We start from the raw sequence: 18,194 nt of genomic DNA on the forward strand, positions 1-18,194 counted from the left end.
CATGCCGGGCGGCCCGGCAGGTGTCTTTCCCTGACGCCACCCGCGCTCAGATCCCGTGCTCCTGCAGCCACAGCTCGAGCAACGCCACCTGCCACAGCTTCGAGCCGCGCAGCGGGGTGATGTGCTCGTCCGGCGCGGCCAGCAGGTGCTCGACATACTCCGAGCGGAACAGCCCGCGCTCGCGGGCACGGCGCGAGCGCACCAGGTCGGTCACCGTCTCCAGCACCTCGCCGCGCAGATACTTCAGCGCCGGGACCGGGAAATAGCCCTTAGGCCGATCGATCACCTCGCTGGGGATGATCTTGCGCCCGATCGCCTTGAGCACGCCCTTGCCGTCGTCGGTGAGCTTGTGCTCGCCGGGCATCCGCGCCGCCAGCTCGACCAGCTCGTGATCGAGGAAGGGCACGCGCGCCTCCAGCCCCCAGGCCATGGTCATGTTGTCGACCCGCTTGACCGGGTCGTCGACCAGCATGACCTGCTGATCGAGCCGCAGTGCCTTGTCGAGCGCATCGCTGGCGCCGGCGCCGGCGAAGTGCGCGGCGATGAAGGCGCGGCTGTGGTCGGCGCCGTGGAAGCGCGGATCGACCGCCTCGCAGAACTCGGCATGGCTACGATCGCAGAAGGCGCGGGCATAGTCACCGACCGGGTCGCTGCTGCCGACCATCGGCGGGTACCAGTGATAGCCGGCGAAGACCTCATCGGCCCCCTGCCCGCTCTGCACCACCTTGACGTGCTTGGCCACCTCCTGCGAGAGCAGGTAGAAGCCGATGACATCATGGCTGACCATCGGCTCGGACATCGCCCGCACGCAGTTGGGCAGCTCCGGGAGCAGCCGCGCGGCCGAGTCGACACGGATCTTGTGATGGGTAGTGCCGTAGTGACGGGCGATGATGTCGGAGTACTGGAACTCATCACCGGCCTCGCCGCCGACCGACTCGAAGCCGACCGAGAAGGTGTTGAGTCCGCGCTGGCCGTGCTCGGCGAGCAGGCCGACGATGAGGCTCGAGTCGAGCCCGCCGGAGAGCAGCACACCGACGTCGACATCGGCCACCAGACGGCGCTCGACGGCGGTGCGCAGCGCCGCGAGGACGCGCTCCTGCCAGTCCTCGTAGCCGAGTCCACGCTCCTCGGCCAACGGCTCGAAGCTCGGCGACCAGTAGCAGCGATCGCGCTGACGGCCATCGGGCTCGACGACGCGGATGGTCGCCGGCGCGAGCTTGCGCACCCCGGCGAGCATGGTGTGCGGCGCCGGCACCACCGAGTGGAAGTGCATGTAGTGGTGCAGCGCCACCGGATCGATCTCGGTGTCGACGCCGCCGCCGGCGAGCAGCGCCGGCAGGGTCGAGGCAAAGCGCAGCCCGCCGGCGACCTCGGCGAGATAGAGCGGCTTGATGCCGAGCCGATCGCGCACCAGGGTCAACCGCCCGCTGTCACGCTCGGCAATGGCGAAGGCGAACATGCCGTGGAAACGCTCGACACAGGCATCGCCCCAGGCGTGGAAAGCCTTGAGCACCACCTCGGTGTCACCCTCGGAGAAGAAGCGATAGCCCTTGCCCTCGAGCGAGCTGCGCAGCTCACGGTAGTTGTAGATGCACCCGTTGAAAGCGATCGAGAGACCAAGCTGGCTGTCGACCATCGGCTGCGCGGCATGGTTGCTCAGATCGATGATCGACAACCGACGATGACCGAGCGCCACCGCGCCCTGCTGCCAGACCCCATGACCGTCGGGGCCCCGCGGTGTCATGGCCGCATTCATGGCACTCAGGGCGTCAAGGTTCGCCGGGAGGTCGTCGAAGCGGATCTCACCGCAGAAACCACACATAGTCAGGTTCTCCTAGGATTGGGCGAAGACATCCACGGCAGCCGACCGGGGTCGGACTCGAAACGAGAGGACGGCCAATCCACGAGGGGTGGCCCGCAATGACCGAGGGGCGTAGACACGACGCCATTGAAAATCAACGGCTCGTGACCCCGGAACGGACCGCACCGCAACACGCGGTGGGGGTGGGGAGACTGGCTGGACCGATCGGCTGAGCACTCATGGCCTTTCGTCCGCAGATCTTGGATTTCGCGAAGAATCGGGCAGTTATGGTAACCGACACCGAAACGTGTTTCCACCGACGCGACGTGTACGACCCACAACAAGGGTCAGCGACCATTCCGTTTTTTCTTTCCATCCCCATTGTCGGAGCTGGATCGAGCACGGTCCCGAAGCCCCGAGACCGGCCCGGTCACGTCTTTCAGATCAGCAATGGACCAGGCATCAGATGGCAGAACAAGCGAGCGCCCCGAAGATCGTCACCCACAGTCACTACGCCACCAGCTTCGAGGCCGAATCGGAGACAGAGGTCTATGATCCGCGCAAGGAGGGACTGGTACGCGAGATGCTCGACGCACTCGGCGAGGACTCCGAGCGCGAGGGCCTCAAGCGCACCCCGCTACGCGTGGCCAAGGCGCTCGATTTCCTCACCAGCGGCTACCAGATGTCGGCCGAGGAGATCATCAAGAAGGCGCTGTTCGAGGAGGATGCCAAGGAGATGGTGATCGTGCGCGACATCGAGTTCTACTCGATGTGCGAGCACCACATGCTGCCCTTCTTCGGGCACGCGCACGTCGGTTATCTGCCCAACGGCAAGGTGGTGGGCTTGAGCAAGATCGCGCGCGTCGTCGACGCCTTCGCGCGCCGGCTACAGGTCCAGGAACGACTGACCAATCAGGTCGCCGACGCGTTGATGGAACATCTCGGCGCGCACGGCGTGGCGGTGGTGATGGAGGCCAGCCATACCTGCATGATGATGCGCGGGGTCCAGAAGCAGCGCAGCACCACGGTCTCGAGTGCGATGCGCGGCACCTTCGAGAGTGATCAGCGCACCCGCGCCGAGTTCATGTCCTTCGTGCGTGGCTAATGCAGCCCCTTCGATCACCCCTGCTCGAGCTGCCACTGGACCGCGTAGCGCACCAGCTCGGCGGCCGAGGAGAGTTGCAGCTTGCGCTTGATCTTCTCGCGATGGGTCTCGATGGTCTTGACGCTGAGATGCAACCGCTCGGCCATGCGAGCGTTCGACACCCCCTCACCGATGAGGATGAACACCTGCAACTCGCGGTCAGTGAGTAGCTCCACCGGCGACTGCGCCGGCGCCCGCTTCTGGGCGAACCCCTCGACGAAGCGCTGCTGCATATCGGCACTGAGATAGATCCGCCCGGCCAGGGTCTGGCGCACCGCGGCGATCACCTCGTCGATTCCCTTGTGTTTGTTGATGTAGCCGAGCGCACCGGCGCTGATGGCGCGCTCGGCGAACAGCGCCTCCTCGTGCACCGAGCAGACCAGGATGCGGATCTCCGCATCGTGGACCTTGAGCCGCTTGATCAGCTCCAGACCATTGCCATCCTCGAGCGAGAGGTCGACGATGGTCAGGTCGGGCGTCAGCTCGCGCACCAATCGCAGCCCCTCGCGCAGGGTCTCGGCCTCACCACAGACCTCGAGGTCCGGTTCGGCGGCGATCAGGCTCGCCAGACCGGCCCGAACCAGCGGATGGTCATCCACGATGAGAATACGTTTTACGGGGTCGTTCACTTGCAGGTATGCCACCGATCAAGACACGTTTCGTGAAGATCGCCCCAGACAGGAGGACTCGATCGAGATAATCCCCCGATGCCGGCATCAGGGGATCCCTGATCTTAGCGTCATCGCCGCACTGGGACAATGAAACTCGAATACATTGGCTCGTCCAGCCCCGCCCCGAGAGCCGGCGCGGCGCACGAGCACCCCGCCCAGCGGGGACCAATGCCCAACCAGTTGCAGCAAGACACCATTCACCCATGAACTCGCCCGACGTCCAGTCCGACCATCATCCGGGGCAAGTCGGCACGCCACCCTACGCCAGGGTGGTGCATGCCTCACACCACGCGCCCTATGCGCCACCGCAGACAACGCCCGAGGTCTTCGTCTGCATCAACGCACAGGAACGAATCGAGCTTTGTGATCGCGGTGTCGAGTACCTGTTCGGCCACACCCCGACCCAACTCCACGGCGCCTCCTGGAAGCACCTCGTCGCACGCCAGAGCCAGCAGCGCCTCAGCGACCTGCTACAACAACTCGACAGCAGCCCTCATCCGGACGGGATCGACCTCAGCCATGCCGGACTGCTCGGGCAGCACCACGACGGCGCCCTGTTCCCCATCGACGGTCGCATCCTCCCCGCACCCGATGGCACCAGCGGCTACACGCTGGTGCTGCGCCAGGTCCCACGACGCGATGCCGATCGCAGCCATTGCCCCCGGCTCGAGCAACCCCTTTTCATTGAACTGCTCGATCGCCTACTGCAGCAGCACCGTCGTCTCAACCACGCCTGCGCACTGCTGGTGATCGATCTCGACCATGCCTGCCGCCGCACCGATCCCGCACGGATCGAGCCGCTGGTGCTAACCTGCGTCCAACGCCTGCAGCACGGCCGCCGACGCCAGGACCATCTGGCCCGAATCGGCACCACCCGCCTGGCACTCCTGCTCAGCGACATCACCGGCCAGACCAAGGTCGCGCGCGTGGCCAAGCGTATCCATGCCACCTTGACCACCCCCATCGAGTTGGCAGGCACCGCCCACCGGTTCCACCCCCGAGTCGGCTTTGCCTGCTACCCCGAGGAGGCGATCACCCCGGAGGCGCTGCTCGCACAGGGGGAACAGCGCTGCCATGAGCGCGCCCAGGGCGCGCTGTTGGTGAATTGACCTCGAAATCGCTGATCGCGCAATCGCCTTTTGCCGGTCGTTCTTCTATCCTAGCCGCTCCATGTGCCCGGTCGGCCGCGCCCGCGAGCGCGGCTGAACGGATACCGAAGCGCCCCAGGGCGCCTGGCGTCTCCAGGAGGATGATCGTGCGCGCGCTGTTCCTGGCGCTGAGCTACGTCCCGCTTTGGATCCTGCTGCAGCAGACCCCAGGTTGGCCCGCAGGACCACTCTGCGCCCCCGAGGCGGCCCTCACCTTGGCGGCAGTCATGCTCGGCGGCGTGCGGGCGTTGCTACTGCCGTTGCTCGCCACCCTGGTGACGGCGCTGTTGAGCAGCGCGGAGACCAACCTGGTCGCGACACTCGCCCCCCTACCCCTCTATGGTGCACTCGGCTATTGGCTGAGCCAGGGGCGCTCCTCCCCCACCCCCTCGATCACCGCGTTGCTGACCATCGCCGCCACCGCACTCGTGGCCACTGCGGTGCAGGCACCGTTCCTGCCCGACACCGAGGCCCGCCCACCCGGTGAGGCCGGGGCGATCTTCATCTCCTTGCTGGTCACCGCAGCGCTGTTGTCATTGCGCCAGCATCGCCGCAGCCCACGCCAGCCCTTGCCCTCGCTACGCGAGGCGATGCAGGCCACCCTGGGATTGGCGCTATTGCTTGCACTCCTGGCCACCCCCCTGGCCGGGCACGACCTGCTCGCGCTGGCGCCAGCGGCGATGCTGCTGACGCTGCCACTGGCGGTGGTGCTCGGCGCCGCCCTCGGACCACGCACCACCCTGGTGCTGCTGTGCGTCCTCGAGCTACTGACCCTGTTCGCCATCGGGCTGCTCGGCACCCCGACGCTGACCCCGCTCTATCAGGTGCTGCTAGTGCTGATCGGGATTGCATTACCACTGGCGGTCGCGCAGGTCCGCCTGCGCGGCGAAACCAACGAGACGATGCGTGACCTGGTGCGACGCTTCGATCACGAACGGGTCACCCAGGGAGAGGAGGCCCATCGCCTCGCCCGCACCCTCCATGATGACCCGATGCAACTACTCACCGCCGCAGCACTCACCACCCAGCGCCTGGCGCGCGATAGCGACACCGCCTCCCAACAAACGCTGCACCGCGTCTATCAACTGATCAACGACGCCATCGGCTCGATGCGTGCGGTCTGTGCCCGACTCAGCCCCCCCTTGCTCTACGAGTTCGGTCTGGCCGAGGCGCTCTCACGCCTGGTCCTGGTAGAAACGTCAGCAGGGCGTCCCCCCCCCTCTCTCGAACTCGAGGCCGGGCCTGCGATCACGACCCGTCGCACCCGGCTGCTGATGTTCGACACGCTCAGCACCCTGCTCGAGCACTATCCGCTGGCACGGATCCGCTTTACCGACGCGCCCCGAGGAGGATTGGAGATCAGCCTGGTGATCGCTGCGCCAGCAACGGCCAACGCGCTCCCGGGGACGACGCTCGGCCAGTTACTCGAGCTGCGACTACAGGCGCTGGGAGGCACCCTGCTGGTGGAGGATGGCGGTCAACTCATCCGCGTCGAGCTGCCACCACAGGCACTCACCGACGGGGACAAAGACGGCGGGGGATGAGGGAGAGGACCTCGCGCCCGGCAGGGCGCGGGTGAGGGGTGGTCGCGCGACCACCCCAGCGGGGACGATCAGTTGCGGGTCTTGTCGACCAGCTTCTGCTCGCGGATCCAGGGCATCATCTCGCGCAGACGCTCGCCGACCTCTTCGATCTGGTGCTCGGCGCCGATGCGACGCAGGGCCTTGAGCGAGGGCGCGCCGGCCTGGTTCTCGAGGATGAACTCCTTGGCGAACTGACCCGACTGGATCTCCTCGAGCACCCGCTTCATCTCGGCCTTGGACTCGGCGTTGACGACGCGCGGACCACGGGTGAGATCACCATACTCGGCGGTGTTGGAGATCGAATAGCGCATGTTGGCAATGCCGCCCTCGTAGATCAGGTCGACGATCAGCTTGACCTCGTGGAGGCACTCGAAGTAGGCCATCTCAGGGGCATAGCCGGCCTCGACCAGGGTCTCGAAGCCGTTCTGGATCAGCGACACCAGACCGCCGCAGAGCACTGCCTGCTCGCCGAAGAGGTCGGTCTCGCACTCCTCACGGAAGCTGGTCTCGATGATGCCGGCACGGCCACCACCGTTGGCCGAGGCGTAGGCCATGGCGATGTCGCGGGCCTGGCCGGTGGCGTCCTGGTAGACGGCGATCAGGCTCGGCACGCCGCCGCCCTGGGTGTAGGTCGAGCGCACCAGGTGGCCGGGGCCCTTGGGGGCGATCATGATGACGTCGAGGTCGGCACGCGGCTCGATCTGGCCGAAGTGGACGTTGAAGCCGTGGGCGAAGGCGAGCGCTGCGCCCTGCTTGATGTTAGGGGCGATCTGGTCGCGGTAGAGCGCGCCCTGGTGTTCGTCGGGGGCGAGCACCATCACCACGTCGGCACCAGCGACGGCCTCCTCGATCGACTTCACGGTCAACCCGGCATTGGTCGCCTTGACCGCCGAGGACGAACCCTCGCGCAGGCCCACGGTCACTGAGACGCCAGAGTCCTTGAGGTTATTGGCATGGGCGTGGCCCTGCGAGCCATAGCCGATGATGGCGACCTGCTTGCCCTGGATGAGGGACAGGTCGGCGTCTTTGTCGTAGTAAACGTTGATGCTCATTGGGTGTGGATCCTATCGGATGGTGATATCCGCGCGGCGACGGATATGGAAGAAGAAGGCGCCCGGACACCGTGGTACGAGCGCCGCATGAAGCCAGGGCTAGATGGTCAGACCCTTCTCGCCACGGGAGATCCCGGTCGGCCCGGAGCGCACCACCTCGATGATCAGCCCCTCGGGCACGGTATCGATGAAGGCGTCGAGCTTGTGGGTCGCACCGGTCAGCTCGATGACGTAGCTGGTGTCGGTGACGTCGATGATCTTGGCGCGGAAGATGTCGACCAGGCGCTTAAGTTCCTCGCGGTCACGCCGCTCGGCTCGCACCTTGATCAGCATCATCTCGCGCTCGATGTGCGGCCCTTCGCAGAGATCGAGCAGCTTGACGGTGTCGACGAGCTTGTTGAGCTGCTTCTTGATCTGCTCGACGATGTCGTCGTTGCCGGTGGTCACCAGCGTCATTCGCGACAACGTGGGGTCGTCGGTCGGGGCGACGGTCAGGGATTCAATATTGTAGCCACGGGCGGAGAACAACCCGGCGACGCGCGACAGCGCGCCCGCCTCGTTCTCGAGCAACACGGCGATGATGTGTCTCATGTGATCTTCTCGTCTTGTATCGGCGCAGCGCTCAGGCCAGTTCTCGATCGGACAGGCTCGGGGAGAGCTGCATCTCGTGCTGGCCCTTGCCGGCGGCGATCATCGGATAGACGTTCTCCGTGGGATCGACCACGACGTCGAGGAACACGAACCTGTCGGTCATCGCGAACGCCTCCTGCATCGCCGACTCCAGCTCCTCTGGGCGCTCCACACGCATACCGACATGACCGAAGCTCTCGGCGAGCTTGACGAAGTCGGGCACCGCGTCGACGTAGGAGTGGGCGTAGCGGCCATCGTAGAAGAACTCCTGCCACTGCCGCACCATGCCCATGTAGCCGTTGTTGAGCAGGATCACCTTGATCGGCAGTCCGTACTGCATGCAGGTGGCCAGCTCCTGGATACACATCAGGATACTCGCCTCGCCGGAGACGCAGGCGACCTGCGCATCGGGATGGCCGAGCTGGACGCCGATGGCCGCCGGCAGACCAAAGCCCATGGTGCCGAGTCCGCCGGAATTGATCCAGCGCCGCGGCTTCTCGAAGGGGTAGAACTGGGCCGCGAACATCTGGTGCTGACCGACGTCCGAGGTCAGGTAGAGATCCCCCTTGGTGACCTTGTGCAGGGTCTCGATGGCAAATTGCGGCTTGATCGCGGAGCTGGTGCGGTCGTACTGGAGGCACTCGAGCGCGCGCCACTGCCCGATCCGCTCCCACCAGGCGGCACGCGCGGTGTCGGCCTCGGCACCGACCGGATGCTCGCGATAGAGCCGCAGCATCTCCTCGAGCACCTTGCCGACCTGACCGACGATGGGCACATCGACCTTGACGTTCTTGGAGATCGAGGAGGGATCGACGTCGACATGGATGATCTTGGCATTCGGGCAGAAGTGCTCGATCTTGCCAGTGACACGGTCGTCGAAGCGCGCCCCGATGGCGATCAGCACATCGGTCTCGTGCATCGCCATGTTCGCCTCGTAGGTCCCGTGCATGCCGAGCATACCGAGGAACTGCTCATCGGTCGTCGGATAGGCCCCCAACCCCATCAGCGTGCTGGTGATCGGGAAGCCGGTCTCACGCACCAACTCGGTCAGCAACCCCGAGGCCTCGCCAAGCACCACCCCGCCGCCGGTGTAGAACACCGGACGCTTGGCCGCACGCATCAGCTCCACGGCGCGCCGAATCTGCCCCGAGTGCCCCTTCTCGATGGGGCTGTAGGAGCGCATCCGCACCTCGCGCGGATAGTGATACGGGACCTTGATACCGGGGTCGGTAACATCCTTGGGGATGTCGACCACCACCGGTCCCGGACGTCCGGAGGTCGCGATGTAGAAGGCCTTGCGGATGGTCAGCGCCAGGTCGCGCACATCCTTGACGAGGAAGTTGTGTTTGACACAGGGCCGGGTGATGCCGACGGTGTCAACCTCTTGGAAGGCATCGCTGCCGATCACCGGGGTCGAGACCTGTCCGGTGAGCACCACCATCGGGATCGAGTCCATGTAAGCGGTGGCGATACCGGTGACCACATTGGTCGCACCGGGTCCCGAGGTGACCAGGCAGACACCACACTTGCCGGTGGAACGGGCATAGCCATCGGCGGCATGGGCCGCAGCCTGCTCGTGGCGCACCAGGATATGACGCAACGCGCCATGCCGAAAGAGCGCATCGTAGATGTGTAGAACGGCGCCACCAGGATAGCCGAATACGCACTCGACGCCCTCGTCGGCCAGTGCCTGGACGACGATCTCGCCGCCACTCAACAGCGGTCCAGACAGCCCCTCGGCCGCGTCCGCGCCCATCTCATCCGGCTCCACTGACAGTGTCACCTCTACGACCTCCGATCACCCACCCCGACACCACGACGCTCGACGAACCACAGCGACCACCTCGACCACGATACGGTCGAGCACGCGGGGCCGAGGGCGGCGCCAGGGGAAACAGGTGAAAATGGTTGAAAAAGGATCGAAACTACAGGCATCCAGCACGGGGGTCAAGCCAGGCCGAGGTTCAGATCACCCGCCCACCACGCAACGGGTTGTCACGCACGCTCGGGACCCCGAAGGCCAGATCGTGGACATCCTGAAGCAGACCCAGCTCCTCCCAGGCATCCTCCGGCCAGCCACCGGGTTCGGCATACTCACCGAGGATCAGGTCCTGGAAACGCAGGTCGAAGGCCTCAGGATCACCCCACACCAGCGCCAGATAGTTGAGGGCATCGGGATAACGTGCCTCGAGCGCCGAACAGACATCGTCCGAGACCGGCACCACCTCGCTGGGACTGGCCAGATGCGCGCCGCGCAACCAGTCCGGGGCCTCGGCATAGCTCGACTCCTGGCTCTTCCAATCGCTCGGCAGCTGCTCGAGCAGCAACTCGACGAGCTTCTTGAGCATCGGGCGCGGGTGCTCGATGGCAAAGCGCAGGGAATAAAGGGCGGGCCAGTTGGCATCGGCACTACGCGCCTCGTCGACCTCGAGCACCCGGGCCCGCAGCCGCAGCGACGGCAGGTCGCCATCGCCTCGGATCACTAGGCGGATGCTCTGGTCGACGTCATAGCGTTCGAAGGCGCTGAGCGCGACCTCGCCGGTGACGACCTGCTTGAGGGTATGGCGCATGTCGCTGGCATCAGCCATGGTGATGTTGAGTTCACGCACCAACGCCGGGCCATTCCCCCCGTCGCGGGGACAGAGCATGTTGAGCAGCTTCTCGAGCCGCGCCTGACTGCGCGGCGACAGGCTGCGAAAGCGCACCGCCACCTGACAGCGACCGTCGGCGAAACGCTGCGCCCGGGCCACATCGGCCTCGGCGGTGATCTGGCCACCGCCGGTCCAGGGCAGCAACAACGTCAGCGGACCGCCCTCACGGCTCGGCAGCTGACCATTGAGCGCCTTGTCGGTGATGATGAAGCGCGCCCCACCCCAGGAGAGATCCTGGTTGAGCGCAGAGACGGATCGATCACGTCCAGGCAGCCGAACCTTGATGGGAATCTCGGCGTGAATCCGTGCCTGGGTGCGCCGCTCGTGGTAACTGGACTCTGCTTGCTTGCTCATCGAGAGGATCACATTGCGCCAACTACACGGAGCCCGGCTGGTTCCGCGTATGATGATTATCCCTTCATTATAGACTGCACGTCCTGTGCGGAACGCGCACAGAGCAACACAATGAAGAAGGTATCGCCTGGGTGCAAGCATCCGAAGACGAGCGTGCTATCGGCACGCCCGTTGTGCTCACCCCCGTTGCACCCTAAACTCTCGCATTTTACGTCCTCACGCCTGCCCCAATGCGCACATCCCAATTCCCACTGCACACCGTCAAAGAAACCCCTGCCGACGCCGAGATCGCCAGTCACCAGCTGATGCTGCGCGCCGGCATGATCCGCAAGCTCGCCGCCGGCCTCTACACCTGGCTGCCGCTGGGACTGCGGGTGCTGCGCAAGGTCGAGCGCATCGTGCGCGAGGAGATGGACCGCAGCGGCGCGCTCGAGGTCTCGATGCCCGCGATCCAGCCGGCCGAGCTGTGGCAGGAGTCGGGACGCTGGGAACAGTACGGCCCGGAGCTGCTGCGGCTGCGTGACCGTCACCAGCGCGAGTTCTGCTTCGGCCCCACCCACGAGGAGATCATCACCGACCTGGCACGCAACGAGATCAAGAGCTACAAACAGCTGCCGATCAACTTCTACCAGATCCAGACCAAGTTCCGCGACGAGATCCGCCCCCGTTTCGGGGTGATGCGCTCACGCGAGTTCCTGATGAAGGACGCCTACTCCTTCCATCTCGACGACGACTCGCTCGAGCGGACCTATCGCGAGATGCACGCCACCTACAGCCGCATCTTCACCCGCTGCGGACTCGACTTCCGCCCGGTACAGGCCGACAACGGCAGCATCGGCGGCAGCGCCTCGCACGAGTTCCACGTCCTCGCCAGCTCCGGGGAGGACGCCATTGCCTTCTCCGATGCTAGCGACTATGCCGCCAACGTCGAGCTGGCCGAGGCCGTCGCGCCGCGCGCCGCGCGCCCCGCCCCGGGCGAGGAGGCGCGCCTGGTCGACACCCCGGACACCCGCACCATCGCCGATCTGGTCGAAGGCTTCGGGGTACCGATCGAGCGCACCGTCAAGACCCTGGTGGTCGCCGCCGCCGAGGACTGCGAGGCCGAGCTGGTCGCACTGGTGGTGCGTGGCGATCACGAACTCAACGCCATCAAGGCCGAGAAGCTGCCCCAGGTCGCCAGCCCGCTGCGCATGGCCAGCGAGGCCGAGATCCGCGCCGCAATCGGCGCTGGCCCCGGCTCGCTCGGCCCGCGTGAACTGCCGCTCCCCTGCATCGTCGACCGCGCCGTGGCGGTCGCCGCCGACTTCGCCGCCGGCGCCAACAGCGACGGCAAGCACTGGTTCGGGCTCAACTGGGAGCGCGACCTGGCGCTGCCCGAGGTCGCCGACCTGCGCAACGTGGTCGAGGGCGACCCCAGCCCCGACGGCCAGGGCACCCTCACCATCGCCCGAGGCATCGAGGTCGGTCACATCTTCCAGCTCGGACGCAAATACAGCGAAGCGATGAAGGCCACGGTGCTCGGCGAGGACGGACGCGCCACTGCGATGACCATGGGTTGCTATGGTATCGGCGTCTCGCGCGTGGTCGCCGCCGCCATCGAGCAGCACCACGACGACAAGGGCATCTGCTGGCCAGCGCCCATCGCCCCCTTCGAGGTCGCCCTGGTACCGATGCGCATGGGTAAGTCCTACCGGGTGCGCGAGACCGTCGAGCAGCTCTACGACGCGTTGCGCAAGGCCGGTGTCGACGTCCTGCTCGACGACCGCGACGCCCGCCCCGGATTCATGTTCGCCGACATGGAGCTGATCGGCGTCCCCCATCGCATCGTCGTCGGTGACAAGGGACTCGACCAGGGCATGGTGGAGTACAAGGGCCGTCGTGACGCCGAGATGCAGCTCGTTGCGGTCGAAGCCATCGTCGACTTCGTGCGCGAGCGCCTGCAGCAGACCGCCTGACCCGGCGGTGGGGCGGCAACCCCCCCCCCGCCCCGCTGACGGCCCAGCATGGCGCCGTTCCTCGAGTGGCGGCGTCGTCAACGGCGCCGCCGCTGCCCATTCCTGACAGCAGAATCACGATCATGACCAAAGAAGCCTCCTTCGACCGGGACGAACTCCTCGCATGTGGCCACGGTGAGATGTTCGGGCCCGGCAATGCCCAGCTGCCGGTCCCCAACATGCTGATGATGGACCGCATCCTGCGCATCGCCGACTTCGGCGGTAGCCACGACAAGGGCGAGATCCTCGCCGAACTCGACGTCAATCCCGACCTGTGGTTCTTCCAGTGTCACTTCCCCGGCGACCCGGTGATGCCCGGCTGTCTCGGGCTCGATGCACTGTGGCAGCTCGTCGGCTTCTACCTGGCCTGGATCGGCAACCCGGGGCACGGGCGCGCGCTCGGCGTCGGCGAGGTCAAGTTCACCGGCCAGGTCCTGCCCCAGGCGAGCAAGGTCACTTATCACATCGACATGAAGCGGGTGATCACCCGCAAACTGGTACTCGGGATCGGTGACGGCATCGTCCAGGTCGACGGTCGCACCATCTACACCGCCAAGGATCTGCGCGTGGGACTCTTCACCTCGACCGAGGGATTCTGAGGGGACGTGGAGAACGGTGTGCACCAACGCCGGCCGAGGTCGGCGTTGGTGCACCAGGCGGAATCAGGCTGCCTGCTGCACGGGCATCGCCGCGATCACAGCGACGGCCGGCTGCGCACTGGGCAACGCGCCCTCGAGCGGCTGGGTCGCGTCGTTGCTGGGCAGCAGGTGCGGGATCAGGAAATAACCCACCGCGATGCCGCCGATCGCACCGATCGCCGCACCCAGCAGGATGGCATACCACTTCATGGCTAAACGAACCTCGTCACGCTCGCGACCGCGCCCCACGGCACCATGCCCCGGGGTCTGACCCCGCGCGCCGGTCGCCGAGACCGCCACGCGGCTCGGCCGCGTCTGCCGAGTGTCCAAACTCGGCCGAGACAAGTCAAGCGATGCCAGGATGGTCGTCGGTCGCTGACACCAGTCACTCCGGCGCCTGAGGCTGGGCGACAAAGGTCACCACGAAGGTCACCGGCACCGCCCGAGCGATGCGCTCGAGCCCAGCGATCTCACGCAACTGCTCCACCCCATCACTCAGCCCGAACTTCTCGGCATCGACGATCAGCGGCTTGGTGCTGGCCACCATCAAGGTCGTCTCGTCGAGTCGCGCAACCTGCATGCTGATGGTCATCGGCTGGCGCTCACCGTGCAGCGACAGCCGCCCCTCGGCGGTCAGCGGCATCATCGCCCCGACCTCGAGCCCGGCTAGCAGCTCGGGATCGACCTTGGCCTCGAGCACCGCCTCGCGATAATCGGTGGTCTCGAACAACAGCTCGCGCATCCGCTCGTTGCGGATCGGGATCAGCGTCTCGACGCTGTCGAGCATCAGCGTTACGGTGACATCCCCCTGGTCACCGACGACGCCATGCACCTCCTCGAAGGTGTTGACCTCACCGACATCACCGGACTTGATCGAGACGAAGCTCAGCCGCGAGCGTTCAGGATCGAGCGTCCAGTCGGCCAGCACCGGGGTCGCGACGAGCAGCCCGGCACAGGTCAGGGCACGGATCGAATCACGCATCATCATCTCCCTTCCAACTGATCATGGGTGCCGACACCGCCACCGGCGGCGCGATCAGTCAGAGAGGTTAAGGGTCAGAGGCGGAATTCAAGCCCCCTTCCCCAAGGGGGCGGCGCATGCCAGTATCGAGGGGTCCGTTGACCCGTTCGAGTCGATCATCATGCAAGCGATCCACATCACCCACCCCGACTGGTTGCCCGCCCTGCTCGCGCACCAGCCCTCGACCCTCACCGACCCGACTGCGCAGATGGCGCTGGTACTCACCCTCGCCGAGGAGACTGTGCGCCAGCACAGCGGCGGCCCCTTCGCCGCAGCGGTCTTCACACGCGCCGATGGCCAACTGCTCGGCGCCGCGGTGAATCGGGTCGGCCCCAGCCACTGCTCGCTCGCCCATGCCGAGATGCTGGCCCTGGCGAGCGCACAACAACGCCTCGGCGACGACGACCTGGGGCGCGCCTGTCCCGGCGGTTGCGTGCTGGTGAGTAGCGCCGAACCCTGTGCCATGTGCATGGGGGCGATCCCCTGGAGCGGGGTCGAGGCACTGTGCTGTGGGGCACGTGACAGCGACGTGCGCGCGATCGGCTTCGACGAGGGCGACAAGCCCGAGAACTGGGTGGCCGGCTATGCGCAACGCGGCATCACCGTCACCCGCGACCTGTTGCGCCCGCGCGCAATCGCCGTGCTCGAACACTATGCCGCCAGCGGCGGCGAGCACTACGGCCCAGGGGCATCGACCTGAGCCGTCGGGAGCAGGAGCATGCGTTCGACGTCAGCCAGCCGCACCTCGATGCCCTCGAGGGTGCGGAAGCGACGACCCTCGACCGCCCCACGCCGCGCCAGGTAGCGGGTCTCGGCACCACTGGCGACATTGATCACCCGCACCTCGACCACCGCGTGGTCCTGGTGCCAGTCACGCAGCAGATAGACCGTGCTGGCACCGACCATCACCACCACCAGCCCAGCGGCCGTCCAACGCAGTGCACGTGCCGGCACCACCGGCGCCCGCCCCTGCGACACCCCGGCAGCGCGCCGCCAACGCGAGCGCAACACCAGTGAGGCACCGACGATCACCACCAGGGTCAGCAGTAACTTACCGATCATCGCTCACCTCCAGCGCGCCGACGCGCGGCTTGCGCCGCCCCGAGGGCTGGCTTTACCATCGACCGAGCCTTGTCGCCGGCGATTTCACCCGTCATCCGATGCATCGTTTACTGTTCATCCTGCTCGTTGTCCTGCTCGGCGCCTGTAGCGAACCGCCACCGCCGACGCTCAACCTATTCCGTGCGCTCGAGGTCGGCGACCTCGACCAGGTCAAGCGCCACCTCTACTGGGAGGGGATCGACGACCAGCCCGACGCGGCCGGCGATTATCCACTCCATATCGTCGCCCGCACCAACCGCGTCAGTATCGGGCGCGTCCTGCTCGAGTACGGCGCTGATCCGGAACGGCCCAACCACGCCGGCCAGAGCCCGCTCGAGGTGGCGCTGGGCAACGGCAAGATCCTATTCGCGGAGATGCTGATCGAGGCCGGCGCCAACTTCGAGCCGCAACAACTGCTACTCGACCTGGCCGCCGCCGGTAACGCCGACCGCGATGTCCATGCCTTCCTGCTCACGCAGGGTGCCGCCATCGATCAGCCCGACGACCAAGGGCGCAACGCGCTGCACCTGGCCATCGCCGGCGGCCATCTCGACGCCGTCTCCAGACTCATCGACAATGGCGCGGACGTCAACCGCGCCGATGGCAACGGACGCCTCCCCCTCGAGCTGGCACGCCAGCCCGGGGTCGGCGCGGACGCCGGCAACATCGAGCGACTGCTGCTGCGCAACGGCGCGCACGGCGACGACTGAGCCCGGCCCGCCCATCATCATCAAGGAGATCCATGCAATGACCGAAACGGTCGATGACCTGTCCGTGCGCTATGTCGAGGACGGGATCGAAACCACCCAAGAGCTCGACAAGGTGATCCTCACCAAGGGGAGCTGGACGACCATCGTCTTCCGCTATCGCGACTGGGACCGCGCCAAGAACAGCTATGGCCCGGACAAGTTCACCATCCGCCGCTATCAGAAGCGCAGCGGCGAGTATCGACAGCAGTCGAAGTTCAATATCTCCAGCCGCGCCCAGGCACAGTCACTGGTCAACGCGTTGCAGGGCTGGCTGGCCGAGGCCGAGGACTAAGCGAGACCGCACACCGGCCTAGCCCCGAGGGCACCGGAAGGCGGGAAGACGACTGGGTCTTGGGGGCTTGGATTGGGCCGTCCGAACACCACACCCCGCGATCGACCGGCGGGGCGACCGGGGTGCGGCGAGGGTCCCGGAGCCCGCCGGCTCAGAGACCAGTCGGCGCAATGGCGGCAGCTAAGGGGTTGCCGAGGGCGGTAACCCCACTCACGCAGCGCCCCTTCGGCCGCCAGTCATAGCGTCAGCGGATCTCGGCCTGCAACAGTGCGAGGATACGCTCAGCGCTGGTCGAATCATCGATCCGCCCCTTGTCGTCGAGCACCCGCACGCGGGAGGTCTGGGTGTCGCCCTCGACCTGGATCTGATAGCGCTGCACCCCAACACCATCCTTGTCCTTGTCGCGCCAGAAGGCCAGGCGCGAGAACATCCCCGGCTGTTCGTCGGCCAACCCACGCCCCTCGCCGGTCGCGCCGGCGTAACGGACATAGTAGAGACCGTTGCTCTGATCGCGATCCTCGACGGCGAATCCGGCGCGATCAAGCGCCGAACCGGTCAGGCGCCAGGCGCGGCGGAACTCTTCGTCGATCGCCAACACCTGGACACCGTCTCGATCGAGCAGCCGGGCTCGCGGCTGTTCGGCCACACCACCACGGGCGGCGAGTGCCGTGGCGGCACGCTGCTGCGAGGCCCCGAGATAGACCATCAGCCGGCGCAGCATCTCGGCCTCCTTATCGGCATCACGCCCGCTCGGCTCCCAGACGGTGCGCTCACTGTCGCCCAGGGTATTGGTGACCAGCTTCTCTTCCATGCCGCGATGGCTGAGATGGATATCGGTGGTCCCCGCCTTGATCCCGCGCTCGATACGCACCCGATATTGGTCGCGGGTCGAGGTAGCATAGACGCCCTCGACGACCTTGCTCAGCATCCGGGTGACGAAGTCCTTGCGGATCTCGGCACGATTATCGAGCCAGTCGGTACGCATCACCCCGACCGTCGGGTCCTGTTCGAGCAGCAGGATGCCCTGCTCGCGCCAAAAGGCGACGACCCGCGACCACACCTGCTGCGGCGAGCCCTCGACCTCGAGCCAACGCTCGTCGCCCCGGCGCTCGAGATCGACATTGGAGACCTCGGGCAGGACCTCGGTCGACCCCGAGGCGGCGATACGAGAGCGCGCTGCGCGCGAACCGGAGTATTCGGAGTAGGTGGTGGTGCCGCCCACGACCCCAGGCACATCGAGCGCGTCGTCGAAGCTGCTACCGACCAGATCCGGTGGGATCTCGAGGTTTTCACCCGCCTCACGCTGGTGCTTGTAGGCGAGACGCTGATCGGGTAGCGCCTCATTGATGGCGGACATACCGCAAC

At 66.2% G+C, this 18,194-nt stretch carries 18 protein-coding genes; 8 read left to right on the forward strand and 10 right to left on the reverse strand.

What is annotated here, in order from left to right; all coding sequences use genetic code 11:
- Positions 1-46: 46 nt before the first annotated feature.
- Positions 47-1,822, reverse strand: coding sequence for an N-acetylglutaminylglutamine amidotransferase (locus tag HF203_RS01985; RefSeq protein WP_168666073.1), 1,776 nt, complete (start codon positions 1,820-1,822; stop codon positions 47-49).
- A gap of 445 nt (positions 1,823-2,267) precedes the next feature.
- Between HF203_RS01985 and folE the strand changes: the two genes are divergently transcribed.
- Positions 2,268-2,906 (forward strand): GTP cyclohydrolase I FolE, encoded by a 639-nt coding sequence (gene folE / locus HF203_RS01990; protein ID WP_168666075.1) that lies wholly within the window; start codon positions 2,268-2,270, stop codon positions 2,904-2,906.
- A gap of 14 nt (positions 2,907-2,920) precedes the next feature.
- On the opposite strand, the gene HF203_RS01995 is transcribed toward folE, so the two are convergent.
- The gene (locus HF203_RS01995) at positions 2,921-3,544 is read right to left on the reverse strand and encodes a response regulator (RefSeq protein WP_343043862.1); all 624 of its coding nucleotides are present in this window, start codon (positions 3,542-3,544) and stop codon (positions 2,921-2,923) included.
- A gap of 275 nt (positions 3,545-3,819) precedes the next feature.
- On the opposite strand from HF203_RS01995, the gene HF203_RS02000 reads away from it, so the two are divergent.
- Both HF203_RS02000 and HF203_RS02005 read left to right on the forward strand, forming a co-directional pair.
- Entirely contained in the window at positions 3,820-4,725 is a 906-nt protein-coding gene (locus HF203_RS02000; protein ID WP_168666085.1) for a diguanylate cyclase domain-containing protein, read from the forward strand.
- Positions 4,726-4,871: 146 nt separating this feature from the next.
- On the forward strand, positions 4,872-6,308 hold the full coding sequence (locus HF203_RS02005) for a histidine kinase (protein ID WP_168666088.1): 1,437 nt from the start codon (positions 4,872-4,874) through the stop codon (positions 6,306-6,308).
- A 68-nt stretch (positions 6,309-6,376) separates the two neighbouring features.
- Here HF203_RS02005 and ilvC read toward each other — a convergent pair whose 3' ends face one another.
- From ilvC to HF203_RS02025, 4 genes are all read right to left on the reverse strand, one after another.
- Complete coding sequence (ilvC, locus tag HF203_RS02010; RefSeq protein WP_343043871.1) at positions 6,377-7,393, reverse strand: ketol-acid reductoisomerase; 1,017 nt, start codon at positions 7,391-7,393, stop codon at positions 6,377-6,379.
- A gap of 105 nt (positions 7,394-7,498) precedes the next feature.
- Positions 7,499-7,990 carry an acetolactate synthase small subunit gene (ilvN, locus tag HF203_RS02015; protein WP_168666099.1) on the reverse strand — a complete coding sequence of 164 codons (492 nt, stop codon included), beginning with the start codon at positions 7,988-7,990 and terminating at the stop codon, positions 7,499-7,501.
- A 31-nt stretch (positions 7,991-8,021) separates the two neighbouring features.
- Positions 8,022-9,785: a biosynthetic-type acetolactate synthase large subunit gene (gene ilvB / locus HF203_RS02020; protein WP_168666502.1), complete on the reverse strand. Its 1,764-nt coding sequence runs from the start codon at positions 9,783-9,785 to the stop codon at positions 8,022-8,024.
- 208 nt (positions 9,786-9,993) lie between these two features.
- Complete coding sequence (locus HF203_RS02025; RefSeq protein ID WP_168666101.1) at positions 9,994-11,034, reverse strand: PilZ domain-containing protein; 1,041 nt, start codon at positions 11,032-11,034, stop codon at positions 9,994-9,996.
- A gap of 230 nt (positions 11,035-11,264) precedes the next feature.
- Here HF203_RS02025 and HF203_RS02030 point away from each other — a divergent pair, with 230 nt between their 5' ends.
- On the forward strand, positions 11,265-12,989 hold the full coding sequence (locus tag HF203_RS02030; RefSeq protein WP_168666103.1) for a proline--tRNA ligase: 1,725 nt from the start codon (positions 11,265-11,267) through the stop codon (positions 12,987-12,989).
- A gap of 122 nt (positions 12,990-13,111) precedes the next feature.
- Entirely contained in the window at positions 13,112-13,627 is a 516-nt protein-coding gene (gene fabA / locus HF203_RS02035; protein WP_168666105.1) for a 3-hydroxyacyl-[acyl-carrier-protein] dehydratase FabA, read from the forward strand.
- Between the two features lie 63 nt (positions 13,628-13,690).
- On the opposite strand, the gene HF203_RS02040 is transcribed toward fabA, so the two are convergent.
- Together HF203_RS02040 and HF203_RS02045 are read right to left on the reverse strand one after the other, a co-directional pair.
- Positions 13,691-13,876 carry a hypothetical protein gene (locus HF203_RS02040; RefSeq protein WP_168666107.1) on the reverse strand — a complete coding sequence of 62 codons (186 nt, stop codon included), beginning with the start codon at positions 13,874-13,876 and terminating at the stop codon, positions 13,691-13,693.
- 175 nt (positions 13,877-14,051) lie between these two features.
- Positions 14,052-14,648 (reverse strand): YceI family protein, encoded by a 597-nt coding sequence (locus HF203_RS02045; protein WP_168666109.1) that lies wholly within the window; start codon positions 14,646-14,648, stop codon positions 14,052-14,054.
- Positions 14,649-14,808: 160 nt separating this feature from the next.
- On the opposite strand from HF203_RS02045, the gene HF203_RS02050 reads away from it, so the two are divergent.
- The gene (locus HF203_RS02050) at positions 14,809-15,387 is read left to right on the forward strand and encodes a nucleoside deaminase (protein ID WP_168666111.1); all 579 of its coding nucleotides are present in this window, start codon (positions 14,809-14,811) and stop codon (positions 15,385-15,387) included.
- Here HF203_RS02050 and HF203_RS02055 read toward each other — a convergent pair.
- Complete coding sequence (locus HF203_RS02055) at positions 15,363-15,749, reverse strand: hypothetical protein (protein ID WP_168666113.1); 387 nt, start codon at positions 15,747-15,749, stop codon at positions 15,363-15,365. The two genes, HF203_RS02050 and HF203_RS02055, sit on opposite strands and share 25 nt — an antisense overlap.
- 98 nt (positions 15,750-15,847) lie before the next feature.
- Between HF203_RS02055 and HF203_RS02060 the strand changes: the two genes are divergently transcribed.
- Both HF203_RS02060 and HF203_RS02065 read left to right on the forward strand, forming a co-directional pair.
- Positions 15,848-16,498 (forward strand): ankyrin repeat domain-containing protein, encoded by a 651-nt coding sequence (locus HF203_RS02060; protein ID WP_168666115.1) that lies wholly within the window; start codon positions 15,848-15,850, stop codon positions 16,496-16,498.
- 37 nt (positions 16,499-16,535) lie between these two features.
- A complete protein-coding gene (locus tag HF203_RS02065) occupies positions 16,536-16,829 on the forward strand; it encodes a hypothetical protein (protein WP_168666117.1) in 294 nt (97 codons plus the stop codon).
- Positions 16,830-17,073: 244 nt separating this feature from the next.
- On the opposite strand, the gene bamC is transcribed toward HF203_RS02065, so the two are convergent.
- Positions 17,074-18,186 (reverse strand): outer membrane protein assembly factor BamC, encoded by a 1,113-nt coding sequence (gene bamC / locus HF203_RS02070; RefSeq protein ID WP_246221614.1) that lies wholly within the window; start codon positions 18,184-18,186, stop codon positions 17,074-17,076.
- Positions 18,187-18,194: the final 8 nt, after the last annotated feature.

The sequence above is a fragment of the Marichromatium bheemlicum genome, from assembly GCF_012276755.1.
GTDB lineage: Bacteria > Pseudomonadota > Gammaproteobacteria > Chromatiales > Chromatiaceae > Marichromatium > Marichromatium bheemlicum.